Raw genomic sequence first — 17590 nt, 5'->3', positions numbered from 1 at the left:
GGTACGGGAGGGGCATGATGAACAACGCCAGAGAACGACACTCGACGGTCATTTGCCTGCAAGCAGGACGCATCCTTTTCGTGCGCAAGCAAGGCGCTGAATGGGCGTTGCCAGGCGGGAAGATTGACCCAGGCGAGCATCACCTGGATACAGCGCAGCGCGAGCTGATGGAGGAAACTTGCCTACCCTTCAATGGTGCTCGATTCCTCAACCATTACGTGCTCGCAGGTGAGGAGCACTACCTCTATCAGCTGCCTGTTGAAGCGGGAGCAAAGCCTGCTGCAGATCACGAGATAGTCGAGTGCCGCTGGTTCACCGCCCCAGAGCTTCACGAAGTTCGGGTGAAGCCGTCCAACATCGAGTTGCTTGAACGAGAGCACCTGCTTCCTGTGTAGTGGATCAGAGCCAGAAAGCGCACATCCATCGGGCTGGGTCCGTTGTCATTCAACCAATATGACCCGCCGGGCATCTCTTCGCACGGCTTGAGGCGGGACACCAAATCCACGAATGAACACCTCCCGCATGTGCCGACGGTCCCTGAACCCGGTTTCCTTCGCCACCACATCCAGGCTGTGGCGACTCTGCTCGATCATCAGGCGGGCAGCCTCAAGACGCAGGCTTTCCACAGCCTTGGCAGGTGATTGACCTGTCTCGGCAGTGAATACGCGGGTAAATTGTCGGGGGCTCAAATGCACGGACTCGGCGAGCTCTTCGACACTCAATGGACGGCTCAAATGCTTGCGTGCGTAATCCAGGGCGTTTTGTATCCGATCAGACTTCGGCGAAAGCGCCAGCAACTCGGAATGCTGCGATTGCCCACCGGAGCGGCGCTGATGCATCACCAGCTTGCGTGCCACTGACCTGGCCATCTCGGTTCCCAGGTCTTTTTCCACCATACCCAGTGCCATGTCCAGGGCGGCGGTCATCCCGGCGGACGTCCAGATCTGCCCGTCCACAATGAAGATTCGGTCTTCTTCCACTTCGATCTTCGGGTGCAGTTCACGCAACTTTTTCGCATAGGCCCAATGAGTCGTGGCCCGCCGGTTGTCCAGCACGCCTGCCTGGGCCAACACGAAACAGCCGGTGCACAGACCGGCAGTGCGTCGAGCGCCATCGACAAAGCCTCTGACGCTGGCCAGCACTTCCTCGCCTGGCGGAGTCAGCGGCGTCAGGGTTCCCGTGATCATCCAGGTATCAGCCAGACCAGGAGCGCCCAACGGCAGCGTGTCCATGTACATGCCCAGAGAAGAACGCACCGTGCCGCCGCCGATGGAAAAATTCTGGATCTTGTAAACCGTTTCGCCCGCGACAATGTTCGCGAACTCGAACACGGCCTGCGTCGCCAGCGACATGATCTGGAAACCTTCGGTGATGAGATAGCCGACCCGGTGCATGGTTGGAGCTCCAGACTAGATGTCCTGAAAACCTACCATATGTGTCGTTTAAGACAAAGGCGACCTTCTGCATCATGGGCTCCACATCCAACAACGGAGCATGACCATGAAGCAGCAATTCAAAGGCACTGCCCTCATCACTGGCGCCTCTACCGGCATCGGCGCGATCTACGCAGAACGCTTGGCGCGTCGGGGTTACGACCTGGTGCTGGTGGCTCGCAACCGGGAGCGCCTCAATACGTTGGCCAGCCGGCTGACTACAGAAACCCGGCAGAACGTGGAGGTGTTTCCGGCAGACCTGGCAAACACAGATGACCTGGCCAAGGTAGAACGCAAATTGCGCGAGGACGCCAGTATCAGCCTGCTGGTGAACAACGCAGGCATAGGCACCCACACCAGCCTGCTGGAAAGTGATGTCGAGCGCATGGCTGAAATGATCACCCTCAACGTCACCGCCCTCACCCGCCTCACCTACGCGGCCATCCCCGGATTTGTCGCCCGTGCGCAAGGCGCCGTGATCAACATCTCGTCCGTTGTCAGCCTGGCGCCGGAGCTGCTCAATGGTGTGTACGGTGGCAGCAAGGCGTATGTCACCGCCTTTACCCAGTCCCTGCACAAGGAGCTTGCGGACAAAGGCATAAGGATCCAGGCAGTGCTGCCAGGAGCCACCGCCACCGACTTCTGGCAGATCGGCGGCTTGCCGGTCGAAAACCTCGATCCGGGCATCGTGATGTCGGCCCAGGACCTGGTGGACGGTGCCCTGCAGGACTTTGACGACGAGGTACTGATCTCTATCCCCTCGATGCATGACCTGAAGTCCTTCGAACGCTACGAGGCCAGCCGGCAAGCCCTGTTCGGCCAGCTGTCCAGCAATCAGCTTGCCCCTCGCTACAACGCCAACTGAACAATGCAAGGAGACGGATCATGAAACTTAGCGCAAACACCATTTTCATTACCGGCGGTACCTCAGGCATCGGCCGCGCCCTGGCCGAGGCATTCCACCAACGTGGCAATAAAGTGATCGTTGCGGGGCGCCGTCAGGCACTGTTGGATGAAATCGCCCAGGCCAACCCGGGCATCGATACAGTGCGCCTGGACATCAATGATCCGCAGCAGATAAAGGAGGTGGCCCAGGATGTGATCCGCCGCCATCCTGCATTGAACGTGATCATCAACAATGCCGGCGTCATGCCGTTCGACAATCCGGCTTCCGGGGACTTCGACGACGAACAAGCAGTGAGCCTGCTGCAGACCAACCTGCTCGGCCCGGTGCGCGTCAGCGCGGCCTTCGTCGAGCACCTCAAGCGCCAACCGGATGCTTGCATCATCAACAACAGTTCGGTTCTGGCCTACCTGCCGCTAGCGGCCACCGCGTTGTATTCGGCGACCAAGGCCGCCATCCACTCCTACTCACTGTCGCAGCGGTTCAGCCTGCGTGACACCAGCGTCAAGGTACTGGAAATTGCGCCACCTTGGGTGGACACCGACCTGATTCACAAGAGCGGTGATGAGCGCGCCATGCCGCTGGATGATTTTATTCAGGAAACCTTGGTCAAGCTCGAATCCGCAACCACGGAAGTCCTGGTGGATCGTGTCGTCCCGCTGCGAGCCAACCAGGGCCTGAACGAACACGAACTGATTCACCAGTTCAACCTGGCGCTGATTGAGAACCCGATCCCTGTTGCCTGAACCCAATTCTCGAATCCCGACAACGTTGCGCAGTCTGTTGGCAACGTTCCACCACAAGGCAGCTAGCCGATTTTCAGCGAAATGCGGAAAGTGTTCCGGCAATTGCCCGGTTTTTCAGGGAGGGCGACACGATTAGCCTGTTACCACTGTTTACCTGAAAGGTCACATCCCAATGAAAGCAATCGTCTACGACACCCCCGGCCTCCCGATCCAGGATTCCCGATCGTTGTACGAGCACGAACTGCCCAAACCCACGCCCGGCGCCAGGGACCTGTTGGTGGAAGTCAAAGCTATCGCAGTAAACCCGGTCGATACCAAGGTCAGAGCCAGCCGCGGCGGCGCCCAGCCCCAGGTGTTGGGATGGGATGCCGTGGGCGTCGTTCGCGAGGTCGGCGCCGAGGTGTCGTTGTTCCAGCCTGGCGACGAAGTGTTCTACGCCGGCGCGATCGACCGCCCGGGCACTTACAGCGAGTTTCACCTGGTCGACGAACGCATCGTCGGGCACAAGCCTCGTACTCTGGACAATGCCAGTGCCGCAGCCTTGCCGCTGACGTCCATCACCGCCTGGGAGCTGCTGTTCGACCGCCTGGGTGTTGAGGAAAATGGCGGCGCTGGCAAGAGCCTGCTGATCATCGGTGCCGGCGGCGGGGTCGGTTCGATCCTGGTACAGCTTGCGCGCAAGCGTACCCAGCTCAAGGTGATCGGTACCGCGTCACGGCCTGAAACCCAGGCCTGGGTCAGCGAACTCGGGGCACATCACGTCATCGACCATTCGGCATCCTTTGCCCTGCAACTGGAGCAACTCCAGCTCAACCCAGTGGATTACGTGATCAGCCTGACTCACACCGATGCGTACCTTGCGCAGATCGTCGAAGTCCTGCGCCCACAGGGCAAGCTCGCGCTGATCGATGACCCTGAGCATCTTGATGTCGTGCCGTTCAAGCGCAAATCGCTGTCGGTGCACTGGGAGCTGATGTTCACCCGCTCGCTGTACCAGACCGAGGACATGATCAAGCAGCACCATCTGCTGGAAAAAGTCTCGGCGCTGGTCGACGAAGGGGTCATCAAGACCACCGTTAGCGAGCACTTCGGCAGCATCAATGCCAGCAACCTCAAACGCGCCCATGCCCTGATCGAAAGCGGCAAGGCAAAAGGTAAAATTGTCCTGGAAGGCTTCTGAGCATTCATCCAGTCAAGGTAACCAAGGCGGGGCCATGAGCCCCGTCAGCTTATCCATCAGCAGCGATGAGCTGCTCGAAACGCTCCGCCAGAAACGCTCTGAGCACCTGCACGGCAGGTGTGAGCGAGGTTCGATGAGCGCACACCAGTTGCAACGGCGCAGGTTGGCCGTAACCCCAAGGAAACAACTCGACCAGCCGCCCAGCGCGTATGTCCGCCAGAACGTCCAGCCTGGATTTGTAAACGATCCCCAATCCTTCAACGCCCCAGCGCCGAACGACATCGGCGTCATCGCTCAAGCGGTCGCCTGTAACCTGGACGGTCTTGATTCCATCGGGCAAATGGAAACTCCATCGCTCGTAAGTCTGCTCGCCCATCACATAGCGCAGGCAATTATGCCTGCCCAGGTCTTCCAGAGCGTCTGGCGCCCCATGTCGTGCCAAGTATTGAGGTGAGGCGCAGACCGTTCTGCGATTCCCTGGGGCGAGCATCAGTGAAACGAGGCTGGAGTCTGCCAGTTGCCCATACCTGATACTCGCATCCAGTTGCTGGCCGACAAGGTCGGCCACCTGATCGCTGACCCGCAGTTGCAGCGTCACCTTGGGGTTCAACCGCTGGAAATCGTCGAGCCAGGGCAGCAGCAGATTCCTGCCAATATCCGAAGGGATGGACAGGCGAAGTGTACCCGCGATCTCATCTCGCCCTTCGGTCAGCGCCACCTCACCGGCGTCCAGTGCGTCCAAGGCCTGACGGGCATGGGGCAGATATCGCTCGCCATCATCCGAGAGCCGCAAACGCCTCGTGGAGCGCACGAACAACCTGGCACCCAGGCTGCTTTCCAGTCGCTGGACAGCCCCGCTGGCCAAGGCCGGTGAAATATCCAACAACCTGGCCGCTGCCGAGAAGCTGCCGGCAAAGGCTGTTGTGACGAAGACCTGAAGATCATCAAACCGAACTGTTTTCTTCACTGTGGCGAATTCTTGACCTGGCGCGTGGGCCAAAGCGTAGCGATATTGCGCAGCCATTCCCAGCCTGAGCCTACAACCTTCGTGATGAGCCGCCAGCCCTCTGCGCAGGCAGAGGGGCCGGCGACGCACATCCCACGGGATCAGGAATTGAAGCCCAACCCTGAGGAAAGGTCGGAGTCTGCAGGCTTGCGCTCGGCCTGTGTAGACGCTTTACCACCCACCTTGTCGAACGAATCTTCGACCGACGCCTTCACCTCGCGGCCCTTGGCCTTGAGTGTGTCGGTCAAACGATCACTGCTTGCGCCCATCAGCTGGTCTTCCTTGCGGGTAGTGGGTAATGCGGCCCCCAATGCCGCACCCAGTGCTATGCCCAAAGCGGCCAATACCAGAGGTTGCTCCTGAAGCAGGTGATCGAACTGGCCCTTCTGTGCCGTGGCCTGATCTGCGGCCTTGTGTGCCGAATGGCGCTGGGTATCCGCCGAAGCCCCCACGGAGTCGCGGGCGCCGCTGCCAAAGTCGCTGGCCCGATCGCGCATGTCATGGGCTTTCATGCGCACCTTCTGGCTGGCGTCGTGCACTGCCTCCCCCGCCTGCGCGAAAGCGCCCTTCACCGTGTCCACCGCGTCGCCGAGTTTTTCGCCCAACCCAGGCCCATGGTGCGCAGGCCCGGGGTTGAAGGGGCGGTTCTGGTTCAGGCCCAGCCAGGCCAGGCCCAATACCGTCAGGGTTGCGGGTACGGGGTTGTTCTTGAGGGTGGTGCCAAGGTTCTCGAAGAACTCGCCGCCATTGCCCTTGGCATAGGCCAGGACCCGGTCGACCATCTGGCCCGGGCTCAGGCGCTGTTCGAGGGCGTCCACCAGATCGCTGATGTGCTCGCGCTTGGCGTTGATTTCCTGCTCGAGCAAGTCAGGGTCTTTGTGCGCTTCATGTTCGAAGGAAGTTGTCATGGCAGTTTCCTCTTCAGCGTGTCCTTGTCCTGCTGCATGGCATGCAAGGTACGGTCAGGGGCCAGGTGCGTGGGTTCGAACCGTTTCTTGCCCGACTGCAACATGATGAACCCGATTACCAAGGTGACCGCGCCCACGATCAGGGCTGCCAGCCAGGGTTCGAGCACCATCGCCAAGGCGTAGACTGCCGCCAGCAACAGGATGACGAAGCCCGCCAGCATCACGATCGCACCCGCTGCCACCGCAGCCGTGCCGGCTTTGAGGGTGGCGAGGTTCTGCTGCAGCTCTGCCTTGGCCAGCGCCAGCTCCTTGGTGAACAGGTCCGGTACTTCCCGCATCAGCTGGCGCAACAAACCGCCAACACCGACGGCGTCGTCTTCCGCCGTGTGCAAGCTCGGGGTGGTATGCAAGGGTTCTTTGTTCATCATTCACCTCCTTTGAGAGGATCGCGCTCGAACGGGCTGCCACTGACCGGCGTGCCTGCACCAGGGCCGACTGGGTCGACTGGGGTGAAAGGTTCACGGGTGGATACGTCGCTACCACGATCAGGCACTGGCTGCGCGGGGCGGGACTGTTGCCAATCACCGGACGACGCAGGGGTGGTGGACTCATGGCTGGTGCTGGCTCGCATGAAACGCGATACGGCAAACCCGATCGCGACGCTACCGGCCAGTAATAGCGCCGGGTTGCTCCTGGCCAACTGAGCACCACGCTGCAGCAGGCTTTCGGCACTTTCATGGCGTACCTGTTCGGCGAACTCACCCACGCACTCTGCTGCCTGGTTCAGGTACTGCGACAGCCCGAGACTGTCCTTGCCTTGCAGCGCAGCTGCCGCCGAACGCGCACCTTCCTCGAGCGAATCAAGCTGATCGGCTGCGTTATCGCGGTAGTGTTCGAACTGCTCGCTGCCTTTGTGCCTCGCCTCGCCAAGCAGCGCACCGGCGTCATCGATCAAGGCATGTTCCTGGGTGCTACCGGGTGGAGACGTCGAGCTTTGATTAGTCTTGTCCATCGTTTCGCCCTCGAAGCTGATTGTTGGGTGGATGCCGTCTTTACTGGGGCATTCATTCGAGGGACGCAGGTGGGGCGGCAGGAGTTCAGCGTTTGTGATCTATGACACTTGTCTGGAGACCCAAAGAAAATGGCGCAATCAAACCTGGTTATTGGTACCGGAGCAAAGGCTTTGAAGGTGGCGGTAATCAGCGTCGACAACGATTGGAGTACCGCGTTGTCTCGGGGTGCAGCCGCGCCGCTCACGCCAGCTGGATGAAGACCGCGTAAATACCGAGAATCATCCAGAAGACCAGGAATATCCAAGGCGTACGCAGCGAAAATAACAACGACTTGCGGTGCCCGGCCAGGGAGGTTTCCGCCTCGCTGAACAGTGGCGATTCGTCATATGCCAGGCCCATCAATGGCTCGCTGCGCAGAAGGTGGCTCTGTTTCAATTGCCAGTGCTCGATGATCTTGTAGGCCGCGCGAATGCCCGGCCAGGCATTGAGTGAACTCAACACGCCCAGCAATGCGAGAAACGGGGGAACCACCAGCGTGAACATCTCGCCCCAGCTCTGGTTGAGGTTACTCATTGACGAAACGAAGGCGATCACCAGAAACGACTGGGCAGCTAGATAGGCGTCAGTGCGGTTGGCAAGGATGCTGGTCTCGTACTGGATTTCACGGCGGTAGAAATCCAGGCGTTCCTTTGGCGAGCCGAACATGCGGGCGTTCCGCTCGCTGATCTCGTGTTCAGGGGTGCCTGGAGTGATGATTTGCGGCACGTACTGGCTCCTGAAAGTGAGAGTGATGGTGCCTCGAAACCTGAGAAGCGAACCCATGAGCGCAAGCCTGCCTGAAGACTTCAGGCAGGCCTTGCGCACAACAAGCTTCAGGTATTGCCGGTACCGCTATTGGAAAACTTCTTCACATCAATGGTCGGTGCGACGAACTCCGGCCCGTCGCCCGATACCCGCCAGCGCACATTGCCGATGCCGTAGCGCTCAGCCATTGGCCGGCTGACCTTCTTGATCTTGTGCTGGCCGAACCGTGGAATGATACCCACGCCGGCATCGCAACTTGCCCAGTGCCAGGCTTCGGCGTTGTCCATACGCTCGAGCCGGATGATGAAGGTGCGAAATTCCCCATGAAGCTCGTACTCGATCACATACAACTGCTGTCCAGCCATTGCACTCTCCTTCACCAATTCAGACTAATGGAGCGAGCGACGTGTAAAAAGATTCATTAATTTTGACTGATTGGTCATCGCTCTTTTCCATCGCCATGCTTCCATCACTTCCTCAGCGCAAATGCCGCTCCAAAGCCAGTGCATTGGCTATCGCAGCGCCGGAGGCGGTGTTGTCGAAAATGCACCAGGTGGGCACTCCGGCGGCAAGGCTGTGCTGCAAGCGTTCAGCCAGACGCTGCAGATATTCGTCGGGATACTCGCTGTGGTAGATCCTCGGTTCGCCATGCAGGCGCCAGTAGACCAGCCCCGGCCAACCTCCCGGTTGCGCATCGGTAACGAAGCGCGACGGGTTCGCGGCAACCTGGGCGATGCGCAAATCGACCAGCATCGGTTGCGCCGATTGCCAGCTGGCGTGCCTGGGCTCCAGCGCTACCGGCCCGTCATACCGTTGCCGCAGGCTTTCGAAGAAACGTCGCGCATGCTGGGGGTCATGGCCAAGCGATGGCGGCAGTTGTACCAGCAGGCAACCCAGGCGGTCGCCCAACTGACCGCATTGAGCAAGAAACCTGTCCAGCGCGTCCTCGCACCCGCAGAGCCGCTGCTCATGGCTGATGGCCTTGGGCACCTTCACCGCAAAGCGGAAATGCTCAGGTACGGACGCAGCCCAACGGGCATAGGTTTCGGGGCGATGGGGCCGGTAGAAGGAACTGTTGATTTCCACTGCATTGAAGCGGGTGGCGTAGCGTTGCAGGTGGCTGCCGGGCTGCGCAAATGCCTCCGCGTAACGGCTCGACAGGCTCCAGCCAGCGCAACCGAGATAAATCATCAGCTACCTGCCGGTTCGCCACGCAACGCCTCGCCCTCACCCGCGACGCGTCGGGCATATCCCACACCCCACAGCAACGCACGCCTCATGGTTTCCCCCGCGCGTTGGTCGTAGATCCGTTCGCACAGCACCGAACCGTCGGTGCGATAGACACCAATGAACAACTGCGTGGCGCCTGTGCGTGACAAGCGCGTCTGCACTTCCAGGCAAGTGCCGGTTCCGAGCGTTTCCTCATGGGTTTGATGGTGCAGGATCGGGTCGCACCACTTTCTATAGGTTTCACCTCTTCTTTTCATCTGCCAGCCCTCACCTTTTCATGGTTGCTGATAATGCCCCGGTGACGTGCCTGGCTCATGGTCGTGCTCCAGACGTTGCACCTGCACGTCAGTGAAAGATGACGCTTCGTTGCGGTGCAGGCCTTGGAGGTAATCGCGCGCTGCTTCGCGGCTCAGGTCCTCCTGGTCGCTGCGCAATTCGCAGGTGCCGGGTTGGTTGTCGAGGATGTAGCTGATCAGGTACAGGTACTGGGCCATCGCTGTAACTCCTGCTGGCTGAATGAAATCGGGCGACTCAGCTCGATTGATCCTGGCTTGAGTGCAGCCGTTCAGCAGCGACGACGACCGGCTCAGGTCATCGTGCAGACGGCCAGGCAGGTTCTCGGTTCGGTATTGCCGGGCAAGAAATGAGAGGTGGGCGGCACTGGCAGCACCCAGCCCCGCCGGCACCCGGCCAACTACACTCAGTCGACACACGTCTGTGCAGAGACAGCAATCATGCCTACGCAAACCGCAATCGTGTTCGCTGGCGGCGGCAGTCTGGGTGCGGTCCAGGTGGGGATGCTGCGGGCCCTGGTCGAAGCCGAAGTCCAGTTCGACATGGTGGTTGGCGCCTCGGTAGGCGCCATCAACGGTGCCTACTTTGCAGCAAGGCCCAACGCTCAGGGTGTCGAGACTCTCGCCGAATTCTGGCGAGGCCTGAGCAGAACCGACATCTTTCCGTTGTCCTGGCTCGATACCTGCCGAGGCCTGCTCAAACGGCGTGGTTTCCTGCTGCAACCAGCGGCCTTGCACCGATTGCTTGGCAAGGCGCTGCCGATCCATCGCATCGAGGATGCGAAACTGCCCCTGCATATCGTCACCACCGACCTGCTCAGTGGTGCCGAGACAGTGCTGTGCAATGGCGAACTCGAGCAGGCGCTACTGGCCAGCGCCGCGATACCGCTGGTGTTCCCTTGCGTGCAGATCGGCGGCCAGTTCCTGGTGGATGGCGGTGTGGCAAGCAACACGCCTATTTCGACTGCCGTAGCGCTGGGCGCCAGCAATGTCGTGGTAATTCCCACCGGGCTCAGCTGCGCCTTGACTCAACCGCCCCGCGGCCTTGTCGCCTTGGCCCTGCACACTGTCAACCTGATGAGCATGCGCCAGCTTGTGAGTGACATCGAACACTTCCGCACGCTCACCAGCCTGCATATCGTTCCGCCCTTGTGCCCGGTCGATGTCTCGGTATTCAACTTCGACCAGACCGAGTCGTTGCTGGAGCGGGCCTATGAGCAGACGCTTCGGTGGCTGGACCACGGCGGGCTCGAACGGACCAAGGTGCCGGGTGCCCTGACCGTTCACTCGCATGCCCATGAGCATTGAATGATGTGGACAGTTCGAGGCCTTACGCCTGACTGCGCAGGTATGCCAGCCGCTAGCAGCCAGCCCAGCAAAAAAGGTTTCTTGTGCAGCATCGGGGTCCGTATGGAATGGCTGGGGGTCGAACTCCGAGGCGAAACTCAGGATCCGCTCCTGGGTCATTTCATACGAGCCGCTCATGAAGGACTCACCTACTTGCAAGTCCTCGAAAAAGAGCCTTTCAGGTGCAGAAGCCATGAGTTACCTCCTGGGTATGCAGGCAGCGACGGCAAAGCGAAACGTCTGGAACTGGCGCCAGTTTAGCCCTTCCCTACCTGCCTCCAGAAGACACGTTGTCCTAGTGGCGTGAGGCGCAACACATGAACCTTTGATTTAGCAGGGTCCAGTAGGAGCAGCCTTGTGCTGCGAAGAGGCCGGTATAGGCAACAGATATGCAATGCCAGTACGGGCCTCTTCGCAGAACAAGGCTGCTCCTACAAAGAACGCGTCAAGCGAGCGATATTTGTTTTCTGCGTGATAGCGCATCCCAAAGGGCTAAGCTATCTCCCACATGAACTGTGTATGCCTTCAGAGCTTACAAACAGCCAACATGCTCGCAGCATCGCTGCACTCGAACTTGCCGGGTGCTTCGACCGCGATGTGCCTTACCACCAGATCGTCGACCAGCATGGCATAGCGTTGCGAGCGCCGGCCCATGCCGCGCGCCGAGAGGTCCTGGATCAGGCCCAGCGCCTCGCTGAATTCACCATTGCCATCGCCGATCATCATGACCTCATCGCCCACCTGCAGGCTTACACCCCAGGCATTCATGACGAACGCATCATTGACCGAAACACAGAGAATTTCGGCAACCCCGACAGCGAACAGGGCCTGGGCCGCGGCCACGTAGCCCGGTACGTGCCGCTGCGAACAGGTAGGCGTGAAGGCACCAGGCAAGCCGAAGATAACCACTTTTTTCTGCTTGCAGCGCGCGTGCAGGGAAAACGCGTTCGGGCCGATTGCACAGCCGCCCTCGCCGTTGCTGTACTGGTAAAGCGTTACGTCGGGCAGTGTATCGCCGGTCTTGATCATCGTTTTCTCCGTGGGGCGGTAAATGGCCAGGCATGATGCAGCATCCACCAAGGTGCGTACATACAGCGGCCTGCTCTGGAAAGCTGGATGTCAGCTACCACGACGCGCCTCAAGCCACTGGAACAACCCCATGCCAACCAGCATCGCAGCGACGAACAGCCAGGCCTGCCAGTACCCTGCAGGCAGCAGCACCAGGGCCGGCCCCGGGCAGATGCCCGAAAGCCCCCAGCCAATGCCGAATACCAGGCTGCCGCCGATAAGGCGGCGGTCCACATCACGTCGGCCAGGCAATTGCATCGCCCCACCCAGCAGGGCCGTTGGATGACCGCTCGCCCAGCGCATCGGTATCCATGCTGCGGCAATCGCCCCGATCATCACCAGCGCCAGCGAAGGGTCCCATTGCCCTGCGATGTCGAGAAAGCCGAGCACCTTGGCGGGGTCGGCCATGCCTGCCAGCAACAACCCCACGCCGAACAGCAGCCCGGCGATGAAACCACTGAACACCGGCATTTCAGGCCCCTTGTACGAGATGGCGGACCACATACACCGTGGCAAAACCGGTAGCCATGAAGCACAGCGTTGCCACCGCCGAACGGGGTGACAGGCGCGACAGGCCACAGACGCCGTGGCCGCTGGTACAACCGCTGCCGTAGCGCGTCCCCAACCCTACCAGAAGGCCCGCCGCGATGAGTGTCCAGGATGCCGTGGTGAAACGGGCTGACGGCAGCGTGGCAAATATCCCCCAAAGCAACGGGGCTGCCAGCAGCCCCAAAAGAAAGGCAAGCTTTTCTCTGCGCCCTTCCCCGCCTCGCTGCAGCATCGAACCGAGCAAACCACTGATTCCTGCAATACGGCCATTCACCACCGCGAACAGCCCAGCCCCCAGCCCGATCAACACACCACCGGCCAGCGCGGACCATGGTGTAAAGGCCAGCCAATCAATTGCCATCGTATTTCTCCCGGAACAGGAACAAGAGAACAATTAACGGTTCAGTAAGAAAGTTGAAGAATACCACGACCCCTATGCCGACAATTTCAATGAGATTAGCCAGCCTATTCAAAGTGCATGAAGCTGCACTTGTTTGATGCAGGTCAAATTCGCGACCAGATGGCCGCCTAGACTGCAATCATCCAGGCATACCAAGGCCTTGAGGCACGTCGTATATATCCATAAAAGTGGAGTTCGCCATGCAAACGCAATTGAAGTTGGTTCTTGCTGTTGTTCTGGCCGGTAGTGCATTCATGGCGCATGCCGAAGACAAAAATCAGGCTGGCGACGCCTCCACCAGCGCCCCAGCCGCCAGTACAACTTCCGGGTCGTCCATGCACAAGGCGATGAGCGAGCAAATGCACAAGATGCAGGTTGCTCATGACAAAGCCGCAGCCGCGAAGACCCCTGCCGAGCGCCAGGCCGCCATGCGCGAGGGCATGAAGACAATGAAGGAGAGCATGGCCATGCTGCACCAGCAACATGCTGCGGGCTGCATGGGTTCGGGCATGGGAATGTCGGGAGCCAAGGGTGGCATGGGTATGGGCGACGGAATGATGGACATGATGATGAAGATAATGGATCAGCAGTCGTCGATGATGGATATGCCCATGAAGCAGTAACCAGTACTCGCTGATGTTTCAGCACTGATCGCACTGCGGTCGATGACGTGGTCGAAGCACGCCATCGATCTCGGCCACTATCTGCCGCATTGCATCCTCGATGGCCCCTTCATTACGGCACAATACCCAGCCGTGTTCCGCAACCGCACGCTCGAACGCCTCGGTACAGGCAACCTGCTCGACCAGGCTATGGATCACCGTACTGCCCAATCCGCGCGTTCGTGCCGCGGCCCTTGCCCATGAAGTATCGGGGGCCGTGACAACGCCGACATGCAAATCGGGCACTTGCACATTTCGCTCGAGGTTCAGGCGCAGGATTTCGTCGAACGCCACGCTGCGGCGAAATGCGGCATCAGACGGGTACCAGCGATCGATCAGGATGATGCTGCCCGCTGGCTGCCTGGGCAGCACGTGTCGGGAAATCCAGGCACGGCTTTCGGCGAAGCGCTCGCATACCCTCAATTCCAGGTCCCGGGAGGGGTTTCTGACCAGTTGATTGACAAGGGCCATGGTTTCCCCCCGGTAGGGGTCGCTTTTTTTCTCGCAAAGCCGGATCACTTTCTTGTTGTCAGCCCGCAAGGCCTTGGTAACCGCCTCCAGAAGCGTGGTCTTGCCGGTGCCCTTGGGCCCATCGATGGAAACAAACAGCGGGCGAGTCATTTTTAATTACCAGTCGAATTTGAAGATGCAGCGCAGGCCTGAGTGCCACAGTGTTCACCACAAGCCAGTGGAGCCATGCAGCTAGCCTGAATCAACCCAGCTGGGCCTGAAGAAACAGCGAAAAAAGCTCCGACTGCGATTTGATACCCAACTTGCTGTACATATGCTTGCGGTGCACTTTCACTGTCTCCACCGAGATTTCAAGCTTGCGCGCGATCTCTTTGCTGGAACACCCGCTGAGCATCAGCCGGCCCACCTCCAGCTCACGCCCGGTCAGCGGCGACTCCATCTGCTCGACCCTGTCCTCCATGCGGCTTTGCCAGTGCGGCGCAGGCTTGGTGGCCTCTTCCAGCAACTCCCGCTCGAACGTCATCCGCTGGCGCATCAGCGCAGTGACCCACGGCCGCAACAGTTCCAGCAGGGTGACCTGTTCGATGCTGAACCGGCGCTTGCTACCCAACGACAGGCACAGCGTGCGCTGCGCATCCAGCTGCACGTTGAACTGAATTTCATCGGCAACCACGTTAAGCCGGAAATAGCGCTGGTAGTAGTCCGTCTGCTCGAAACACTCAGGGGCCACATCCGCCAGGCGCACCAGGCCGGACACCGCAGCCTCTCGGCTGGCCACGTAGAAAGGGTCCAGCAGGTACAAGCCCTTCAGGTAATCCTGGAACAGCGGGTCAGGGTTGCCGTCTGCACTGGGGCATTCGGCGAACACCTGCGGGCGCCCTGCGGAAAACAGCAGCGCAACCCAGCTGTCGCAGGCAACGTACTCGTTCAGTAACCGCACCAAGGCTGTCCAGAAGTGGTCCTTGTCGAGGGTTTCGATCAATTGGCCTACCGATCGGTGCCAGGCGATGTCGTGCAGCGTAAAATTCATCCTCTACCCCTGTTGGGTTACCACGTGGGCGTAATACCCCCCGCCATGATGACCACCCCATAATCCGGGCTAGCTTACGCTGAGCGAACCTGTACCGGGATCGTTTTTTACACCCCATGTCGCCACGGCGTGGCGGTCGAAGCTGTTAGTCGAGGATTGGAAATGAAGGTAGAGCTTGTCCAACTGGCCGGTCGCGATGGCGATACCGCGTACAACCTGCAGCGCACCATCAAGGCGATCGGCAACTGCGGCGCCGATACCGATCTGCTGGTCTTTCCGGAAACCCAGCTGATGGGCTTCCCAACCGAAGAAAACATCGGCCGCATCGCCGAGCCACTGGATGGCCCGAGCATCACGGCAGTCCAACAGGCAGCACAAGCGCAGAATGTTGCCGTGGTCGTCGGGATGGCCGAAGCCGCAAACGACGGCCGTTTCTACAACACCACTGTGCTGGTCACGCCTGAAGGCGTAGCGCTCACCTACCGCAAGACCCACCTTTGGGCATCGGACTGCGGGGTTTTCACCCCAGGCGACCGTTTTGCGACAGCCCTGTTCAAAGGCATCCGTGTCGGCCTGCTGATCTGCTTTGACATCGAATTCCCCGAAACCGCCCGTGCCCTGGGGCAGCTGGGAGCAGAACTGATCATCGTCACCAACGGCAACATGGACCCGTACGGGCCCACCCACAGAACCGCCATCACCGCGCGCGCCATGGAAAACCAGGCCTTTGCAGTCATGGTCAACCGCGTGGGCGATGGTGATGGCGGCCTGGTCTTCGCTGGCGGCAGTGCCGTCGTCGACCCGTACGGCCAATTGCTGTGCGAAGCCGGCCGTGGCGAGTGCCGCATGACCGTCGAGCTGGCCATGGAGCAACTGCAGCGGTCACGGCGCGACTACAGCTACATTGCCCAGCGCCGCATCCATCTGCCGGGTGAACAGGTCGAGCACGCCAACGGCCTTCGCGAACTGATCATCGCCTCCTGAACATTCCACCCTTCCAGGCTCTATTACTGGAATGCAATGCCGCCAGGGACGGCAGCGTGTTCGACTCTGAATAACAATCACAAGCTGGAGCAAGCAGTAATGGCCACACTCAAGCGAACGCTTTCGCTGGGCTCGGTGGTGCTTTTCGGCATCGCCTACATGACCCCCATCATTGTCCTGGGCACATTCGGTATCCTGGCCGAGACCACGGGAGGGAGGGTACCCGCAGCCTACCTCGCTGCAGCCATCGCCATGCTCTTTACCGCCTTGAGCTACGGCCACATGGCGCGCGCCTTCCCGGTCGCCGGGTCCGCCTATACCTACGTGCGCAAATCGATCAGCCCGCAGCTGGGCTTCATCACCGGTTGGGCGGTGTTGCTCGACTACCTGTTCCTGCCCATGGCGATCTGGCTCATTGGCGCGGCCTATCTGCACTCGGCGTTCCCGGGCGTGCCACAAGCCATTTGGGTGTTGGCATTCATCGGCATCACCACAACGATCAATGTGATCGGCCTGCGGTTGGCCAAGACCGTCAATGGCCTGTTGATGTTCATCCAGCTGCTGGTGCTGGCGGCGTTCGTTGTGCTCGCGGTGCACTATGTCTGGGGCGACCCGACGGTACCGCTGTGGACGCTAGAGCCGTTCTACAAGGAAGGTACCCAGTTGCCGCTGATCATGAGCGGTGCGGCGATTGCCTGCTATTCATTCCTGGGCTTCGACGCGGTCAGTACCCTGACTGAAGAAACCAGAGAACCACGCAAGAACATCCCGAAAGCCATCCTGCTGATCACCCTGATTGGCGGCGCGCTGTTCATCGCCTGCAGCTACTTCGTCCAGCTCGCTCACCCGTCCACCGACTTTGCCAACGCCGACGCGGCGGCTTATGAAATAGCCCAGAACATCGGTGGCGACATCTTCGTCAGCATCTTCCTGCTGGGCCTGATCGTCGGCCAGTTCACTTCTGGCCTGTCGGCGCAGGCCAGCGCCTCCCGGCTGCTGTATGCGATGGGGCGTGACGGAGTGCTGCCCAGGTCATTCTTTGGAAGGTTGAGCGAACGCTTCAGCACGCCGGTGCCCAGCATCATCCTGTGCGGGGTGGTCGCCCTGCTTGCCTTGCGCATGGACGTGACGACCTCCACCTCGTTCATCAACTTCGGTGCATTTCTCGCCTTCAGCCTGGTCAACCTGGCGGTGATCTTCCACTACTGGGTCGCCATGCAGCAGCGTGGTGCGAACGCGCTACTGATGTACCTCGCATTCCCCCTGGTGGGCTTCGCCTCCACGTTGTGGCTGATGGCAAGCCTGGATCACCTGGCGATCTACCTGGGGGCAGGCTGGCTCTGCCTCGGCGTGCTCTACCTGACGGTGATTACCCGTGGTTTCAAGCGCAAGCCCCCGGAGATGCACTTCGAGGAAGCCTGAGCTGTCCACTCAGGTCGATACGGCGCTTTGAGCGATGCTCTGGATGGCACCGGCGGCGCCGGTGTTTGCGGTGGCGGATTCTGAGGCAGGTAGCTAGCCGTGTAGTAGCGGCCTAGCGTCGCGATGGGCTGCATGGCAGC

At 60.1% G+C, this 17590-nt stretch carries 23 protein-coding genes and 1 pseudogene; 8 read left to right on the top strand and 16 right to left on the bottom strand.

Annotated elements, in window-relative coordinates:
- Positions 1-17: 17 nt before the first annotated feature.
- Complete coding sequence (locus tag ACK56M_RS13375; RefSeq protein WP_024087115.1) at positions 18-395, top strand: NUDIX domain-containing protein; 378 nt, start codon at positions 18-20, stop codon at positions 393-395.
- A gap of 45 nt (positions 396-440) precedes the next feature.
- Here the strand turns inward: ACK56M_RS13375 and ACK56M_RS13370 are convergent, their stop codons facing one another.
- Positions 441-1394: a GlxA family transcriptional regulator gene (locus tag ACK56M_RS13370; protein ID WP_054571942.1), complete on the bottom strand. Its 954-nt coding sequence runs from the start codon at positions 1392-1394 to the stop codon at positions 441-443.
- Positions 1395-1500: 106 nt separating this feature from the next.
- Between ACK56M_RS13370 and ACK56M_RS13365 the strand changes: the two genes are divergently transcribed.
- The 3 genes from ACK56M_RS13365 (at position 1501) to ACK56M_RS13355 (ending at position 4263) form a co-directional block, all read left to right on the top strand.
- Entirely contained in the window at positions 1501-2298 is a 798-nt protein-coding gene (locus ACK56M_RS13365) for an SDR family NAD(P)-dependent oxidoreductase (RefSeq protein ID WP_061302325.1), read from the top strand.
- Positions 2299-2318: 20 nt separating this feature from the next.
- Complete coding sequence (locus ACK56M_RS13360; protein WP_191472746.1) at positions 2319-3083, top strand: SDR family oxidoreductase; 765 nt, start codon at positions 2319-2321, stop codon at positions 3081-3083.
- A 172-nt stretch (positions 3084-3255) separates the two neighbouring features.
- On the top strand, positions 3256-4263 hold the full coding sequence (locus ACK56M_RS13355) for a zinc-binding alcohol dehydrogenase family protein (protein ID WP_100413920.1): 1008 nt from the start codon (positions 3256-3258) through the stop codon (positions 4261-4263).
- A gap of 49 nt (positions 4264-4312) precedes the next feature.
- Here the strand turns inward: ACK56M_RS13355 and ACK56M_RS13350 are convergent, their stop codons facing one another.
- From ACK56M_RS13350 to ACK56M_RS13310, 9 genes are all read right to left on the bottom strand, one after another.
- Entirely contained in the window at positions 4313-5287 is a 975-nt protein-coding gene (locus tag ACK56M_RS13350; RefSeq protein WP_100413921.1) for a LysR family transcriptional regulator, read from the bottom strand.
- Positions 5288-5370: 83 nt separating this feature from the next.
- Complete coding sequence (locus tag ACK56M_RS13345) at positions 5371-6177, bottom strand: DUF3618 domain-containing protein (RefSeq protein WP_411959507.1); 807 nt, start codon at positions 6175-6177, stop codon at positions 5371-5373.
- Positions 6174-6602 (bottom strand): phage holin family protein, encoded by a 429-nt coding sequence (locus ACK56M_RS13340; RefSeq protein ID WP_003258743.1) that lies wholly within the window; start codon positions 6600-6602, stop codon positions 6174-6176. The genes ACK56M_RS13345 and ACK56M_RS13340 overlap by 4 nt, the downstream gene beginning before the upstream one ends.
- The gene (locus ACK56M_RS13335) at positions 6602-7189 is read right to left on the bottom strand and encodes a hypothetical protein (protein WP_100413923.1); all 588 of its coding nucleotides are present in this window, start codon (positions 7187-7189) and stop codon (positions 6602-6604) included. The genes ACK56M_RS13340 and ACK56M_RS13335 overlap by 1 nt, the downstream gene beginning before the upstream one ends.
- A 241-nt stretch (positions 7190-7430) precedes the next feature.
- Positions 7431-7955, bottom strand: coding sequence for a hypothetical protein (locus tag ACK56M_RS13330; protein ID WP_015270276.1), 525 nt, complete (start codon positions 7953-7955; stop codon positions 7431-7433).
- Between the two features lie 107 nt (positions 7956-8062).
- Positions 8063-8359 carry a DUF6555 family protein gene (locus tag ACK56M_RS13325; protein WP_015270275.1) on the bottom strand — a complete coding sequence of 99 codons (297 nt, stop codon included), beginning with the start codon at positions 8357-8359 and terminating at the stop codon, positions 8063-8065.
- Positions 8360-8471: 112 nt separating this feature from the next.
- Positions 8472-9185, bottom strand: coding sequence for a DUF72 domain-containing protein (locus tag ACK56M_RS13320; RefSeq protein ID WP_289805827.1), 714 nt, complete (start codon positions 9183-9185; stop codon positions 8472-8474).
- On the bottom strand, positions 9185-9481 hold the full coding sequence (locus ACK56M_RS13315; protein WP_013972584.1) for a hypothetical protein: 297 nt from the start codon (positions 9479-9481) through the stop codon (positions 9185-9187). The genes ACK56M_RS13320 and ACK56M_RS13315 overlap by 1 nt, the downstream gene beginning before the upstream one ends.
- An 18-nt stretch (positions 9482-9499) precedes the next feature.
- Complete coding sequence (locus ACK56M_RS13310; RefSeq protein WP_013972583.1) at positions 9500-9718, bottom strand: hypothetical protein; 219 nt, start codon at positions 9716-9718, stop codon at positions 9500-9502.
- A 240-nt stretch (positions 9719-9958) separates the two neighbouring features.
- Here ACK56M_RS13310 and ACK56M_RS13305 point away from each other — a divergent pair, with 240 nt between their 5' ends.
- Positions 9959-10825 carry a patatin-like phospholipase family protein gene (locus ACK56M_RS13305; RefSeq protein WP_015270273.1) on the top strand — a complete coding sequence of 289 codons (867 nt, stop codon included), beginning with the start codon at positions 9959-9961 and terminating at the stop codon, positions 10823-10825.
- 78 nt (positions 10826-10903) lie between these two features.
- On the opposite strand, the pseudogene ACK56M_RS13300 reads toward ACK56M_RS13305, so the two are convergent.
- The 4 genes and pseudogenes from ACK56M_RS13300 to ACK56M_RS13285 form a co-directional block, all read right to left on the bottom strand.
- A pseudogene (locus ACK56M_RS13300) lies at positions 10904-10984 on the bottom strand (dehydratase); the annotation flags it as partial.
- Positions 10985-11389: 405 nt separating this feature from the next.
- Positions 11390-11893, bottom strand: a complete 504-nt coding sequence (locus ACK56M_RS13295) for a peroxiredoxin (RefSeq protein WP_411959506.1) — start codon at positions 11891-11893, stop codon at positions 11390-11392.
- A gap of 90 nt (positions 11894-11983) precedes the next feature.
- The gene (locus ACK56M_RS13290; protein WP_015270271.1) at positions 11984-12403 is read right to left on the bottom strand and encodes a DUF6691 family protein; all 420 of its coding nucleotides are present in this window, start codon (positions 12401-12403) and stop codon (positions 11984-11986) included.
- A gap of 1 nt (position 12404) precedes the next feature.
- A complete protein-coding gene (locus ACK56M_RS13285; protein WP_003258763.1) occupies positions 12405-12842 on the bottom strand; it encodes a YeeE/YedE family protein in 438 nt (145 codons plus the stop codon).
- Between the two features lie 239 nt (positions 12843-13081).
- On the opposite strand from ACK56M_RS13285, the gene ACK56M_RS13280 reads away from it, so the two are divergent.
- Positions 13082-13504, top strand: coding sequence for a hypothetical protein (locus ACK56M_RS13280; RefSeq protein ID WP_289805828.1), 423 nt, complete (start codon positions 13082-13084; stop codon positions 13502-13504).
- Positions 13505-13522: 18 nt separating this feature from the next.
- Here the strand turns inward: ACK56M_RS13280 and ACK56M_RS13275 are convergent, their stop codons facing one another.
- Both ACK56M_RS13275 and ACK56M_RS13270 read right to left on the bottom strand, forming a co-directional pair.
- Positions 13523-14164: a dTMP kinase gene (locus ACK56M_RS13275; RefSeq protein ID WP_289805829.1), complete on the bottom strand. Its 642-nt coding sequence runs from the start codon at positions 14162-14164 to the stop codon at positions 13523-13525.
- A gap of 91 nt (positions 14165-14255) precedes the next feature.
- Positions 14256-15044, bottom strand: coding sequence for a helix-turn-helix transcriptional regulator (locus ACK56M_RS13270; RefSeq protein WP_013972570.1), 789 nt, complete (start codon positions 15042-15044; stop codon positions 14256-14258).
- A gap of 162 nt (positions 15045-15206) precedes the next feature.
- Here ACK56M_RS13270 and ACK56M_RS13265 point away from each other — a divergent pair, with 162 nt between their 5' ends.
- The gene (locus tag ACK56M_RS13265) at positions 15207-16028 is read left to right on the top strand and encodes a carbon-nitrogen hydrolase family protein (RefSeq protein WP_100413927.1); all 822 of its coding nucleotides are present in this window, start codon (positions 15207-15209) and stop codon (positions 16026-16028) included.
- Between the two features lie 99 nt (positions 16029-16127).
- Positions 16128-17450 (top strand): APC family permease, encoded by a 1323-nt coding sequence (locus ACK56M_RS13260; protein WP_054571951.1) that lies wholly within the window; start codon positions 16128-16130, stop codon positions 17448-17450.
- Positions 17451-17590: the final 140 nt, after the last annotated feature.

The sequence above is a fragment of the Pseudomonas sp. s4 genome (assembly GCF_046764235.1).
Lineage (GTDB): Bacteria > Pseudomonadota > Gammaproteobacteria > Pseudomonadales > Pseudomonadaceae > Aquipseudomonas > Aquipseudomonas asiatica.
This window is presented reverse-complemented; position numbering and strand designations above follow the sequence as displayed.

What these genes read in the sequence shown, in the direction of transcription:
- ACK56M_RS13335 (WP_100413923.1), bottom strand. Translation starts at nt 7,189, where the DNA reads ATGGACAAGACTAATCAAAGCTCGACGTCTCCACCCGGTAGCACCCAG.
- ACK56M_RS13340 (WP_003258743.1), bottom strand. Translation starts at nt 6,602, where the DNA reads ATGAACAAAGAACCCTTGCATACCACCCCGAGCTTGCACACGGCGGAA.
- ACK56M_RS13295 (WP_411959506.1), bottom strand. Translation starts at nt 11,893, where the DNA reads ATGATCAAGACCGGCGATACACTGCCCGACGTAACGCTTTACCAGTAC.
- ACK56M_RS13360 (WP_191472746.1), top strand. Translation starts at nt 2,319, where the DNA reads ATGAAACTTAGCGCAAACACCATTTTCATTACCGGCGGTACCTCAGGC.
- ACK56M_RS13355 (WP_100413920.1), top strand. Translation starts at nt 3,256, where the DNA reads ATGAAAGCAATCGTCTACGACACCCCCGGCCTCCCGATCCAGGATTCC.
- ACK56M_RS13280 (WP_289805828.1), top strand. Translation starts at nt 13,082, where the DNA reads ATGCAAACGCAATTGAAGTTGGTTCTTGCTGTTGTTCTGGCCGGTAGT.
- ACK56M_RS13350 (WP_100413921.1), bottom strand. Translation starts at nt 5,287, where the DNA reads ATGGCTGCGCAATATCGCTACGCTTTGGCCCACGCGCCAGGTCAAGAA.
- ACK56M_RS13310 (WP_013972583.1), bottom strand. Translation starts at nt 9,718, where the DNA reads ATGGCCCAGTACCTGTACCTGATCAGCTACATCCTCGACAACCAACCC.
- ACK56M_RS13285 (WP_003258763.1), bottom strand. Translation starts at nt 12,842, where the DNA reads ATGGCAATTGATTGGCTGGCCTTTACACCATGGTCCGCGCTGGCCGGT.
- ACK56M_RS13345 (WP_411959507.1), bottom strand. Translation starts at nt 6,177, where the DNA reads ATGACAACTTCCTTCGAACATGAAGCGCACAAAGACCCTGACTTGCTC.
- ACK56M_RS13290 (WP_015270271.1), bottom strand. Translation starts at nt 12,403, where the DNA reads ATGCCGGTGTTCAGTGGTTTCATCGCCGGGCTGCTGTTCGGCGTGGGG.
- ACK56M_RS13275 (WP_289805829.1), bottom strand. Translation starts at nt 14,164, where the DNA reads ATGACTCGCCCGCTGTTTGTTTCCATCGATGGGCCCAAGGGCACCGGC.
- ACK56M_RS13320 (WP_289805827.1), bottom strand. Translation starts at nt 9,185, where the DNA reads ATGATTTATCTCGGTTGCGCTGGCTGGAGCCTGTCGAGCCGTTACGCG.
- ACK56M_RS13365 (WP_061302325.1), top strand. Translation starts at nt 1,501, where the DNA reads ATGAAGCAGCAATTCAAAGGCACTGCCCTCATCACTGGCGCCTCTACC.
- ACK56M_RS13260 (WP_054571951.1), top strand. Translation starts at nt 16,128, where the DNA reads ATGGCCACACTCAAGCGAACGCTTTCGCTGGGCTCGGTGGTGCTTTTC.
- ACK56M_RS13315 (WP_013972584.1), bottom strand. Translation starts at nt 9,481, where the DNA reads ATGAAAAGAAGAGGTGAAACCTATAGAAAGTGGTGCGACCCGATCCTG.
- ACK56M_RS13265 (WP_100413927.1), top strand. Translation starts at nt 15,207, where the DNA reads ATGAAGGTAGAGCTTGTCCAACTGGCCGGTCGCGATGGCGATACCGCG.
- ACK56M_RS13270 (WP_013972570.1), bottom strand. Translation starts at nt 15,044, where the DNA reads ATGAATTTTACGCTGCACGACATCGCCTGGCACCGATCGGTAGGCCAA.
- ACK56M_RS13370 (WP_054571942.1), bottom strand. Translation starts at nt 1,394, where the DNA reads ATGCACCGGGTCGGCTATCTCATCACCGAAGGTTTCCAGATCATGTCG.
- ACK56M_RS13375 (WP_024087115.1), top strand. Translation starts at nt 18, where the DNA reads ATGAACAACGCCAGAGAACGACACTCGACGGTCATTTGCCTGCAAGCA.
- ACK56M_RS13325 (WP_015270275.1), bottom strand. Translation starts at nt 8,359, where the DNA reads ATGGCTGGACAGCAGTTGTATGTGATCGAGTACGAGCTTCATGGGGAA.
- ACK56M_RS13305 (WP_015270273.1), top strand. Translation starts at nt 9,959, where the DNA reads ATGCCTACGCAAACCGCAATCGTGTTCGCTGGCGGCGGCAGTCTGGGT.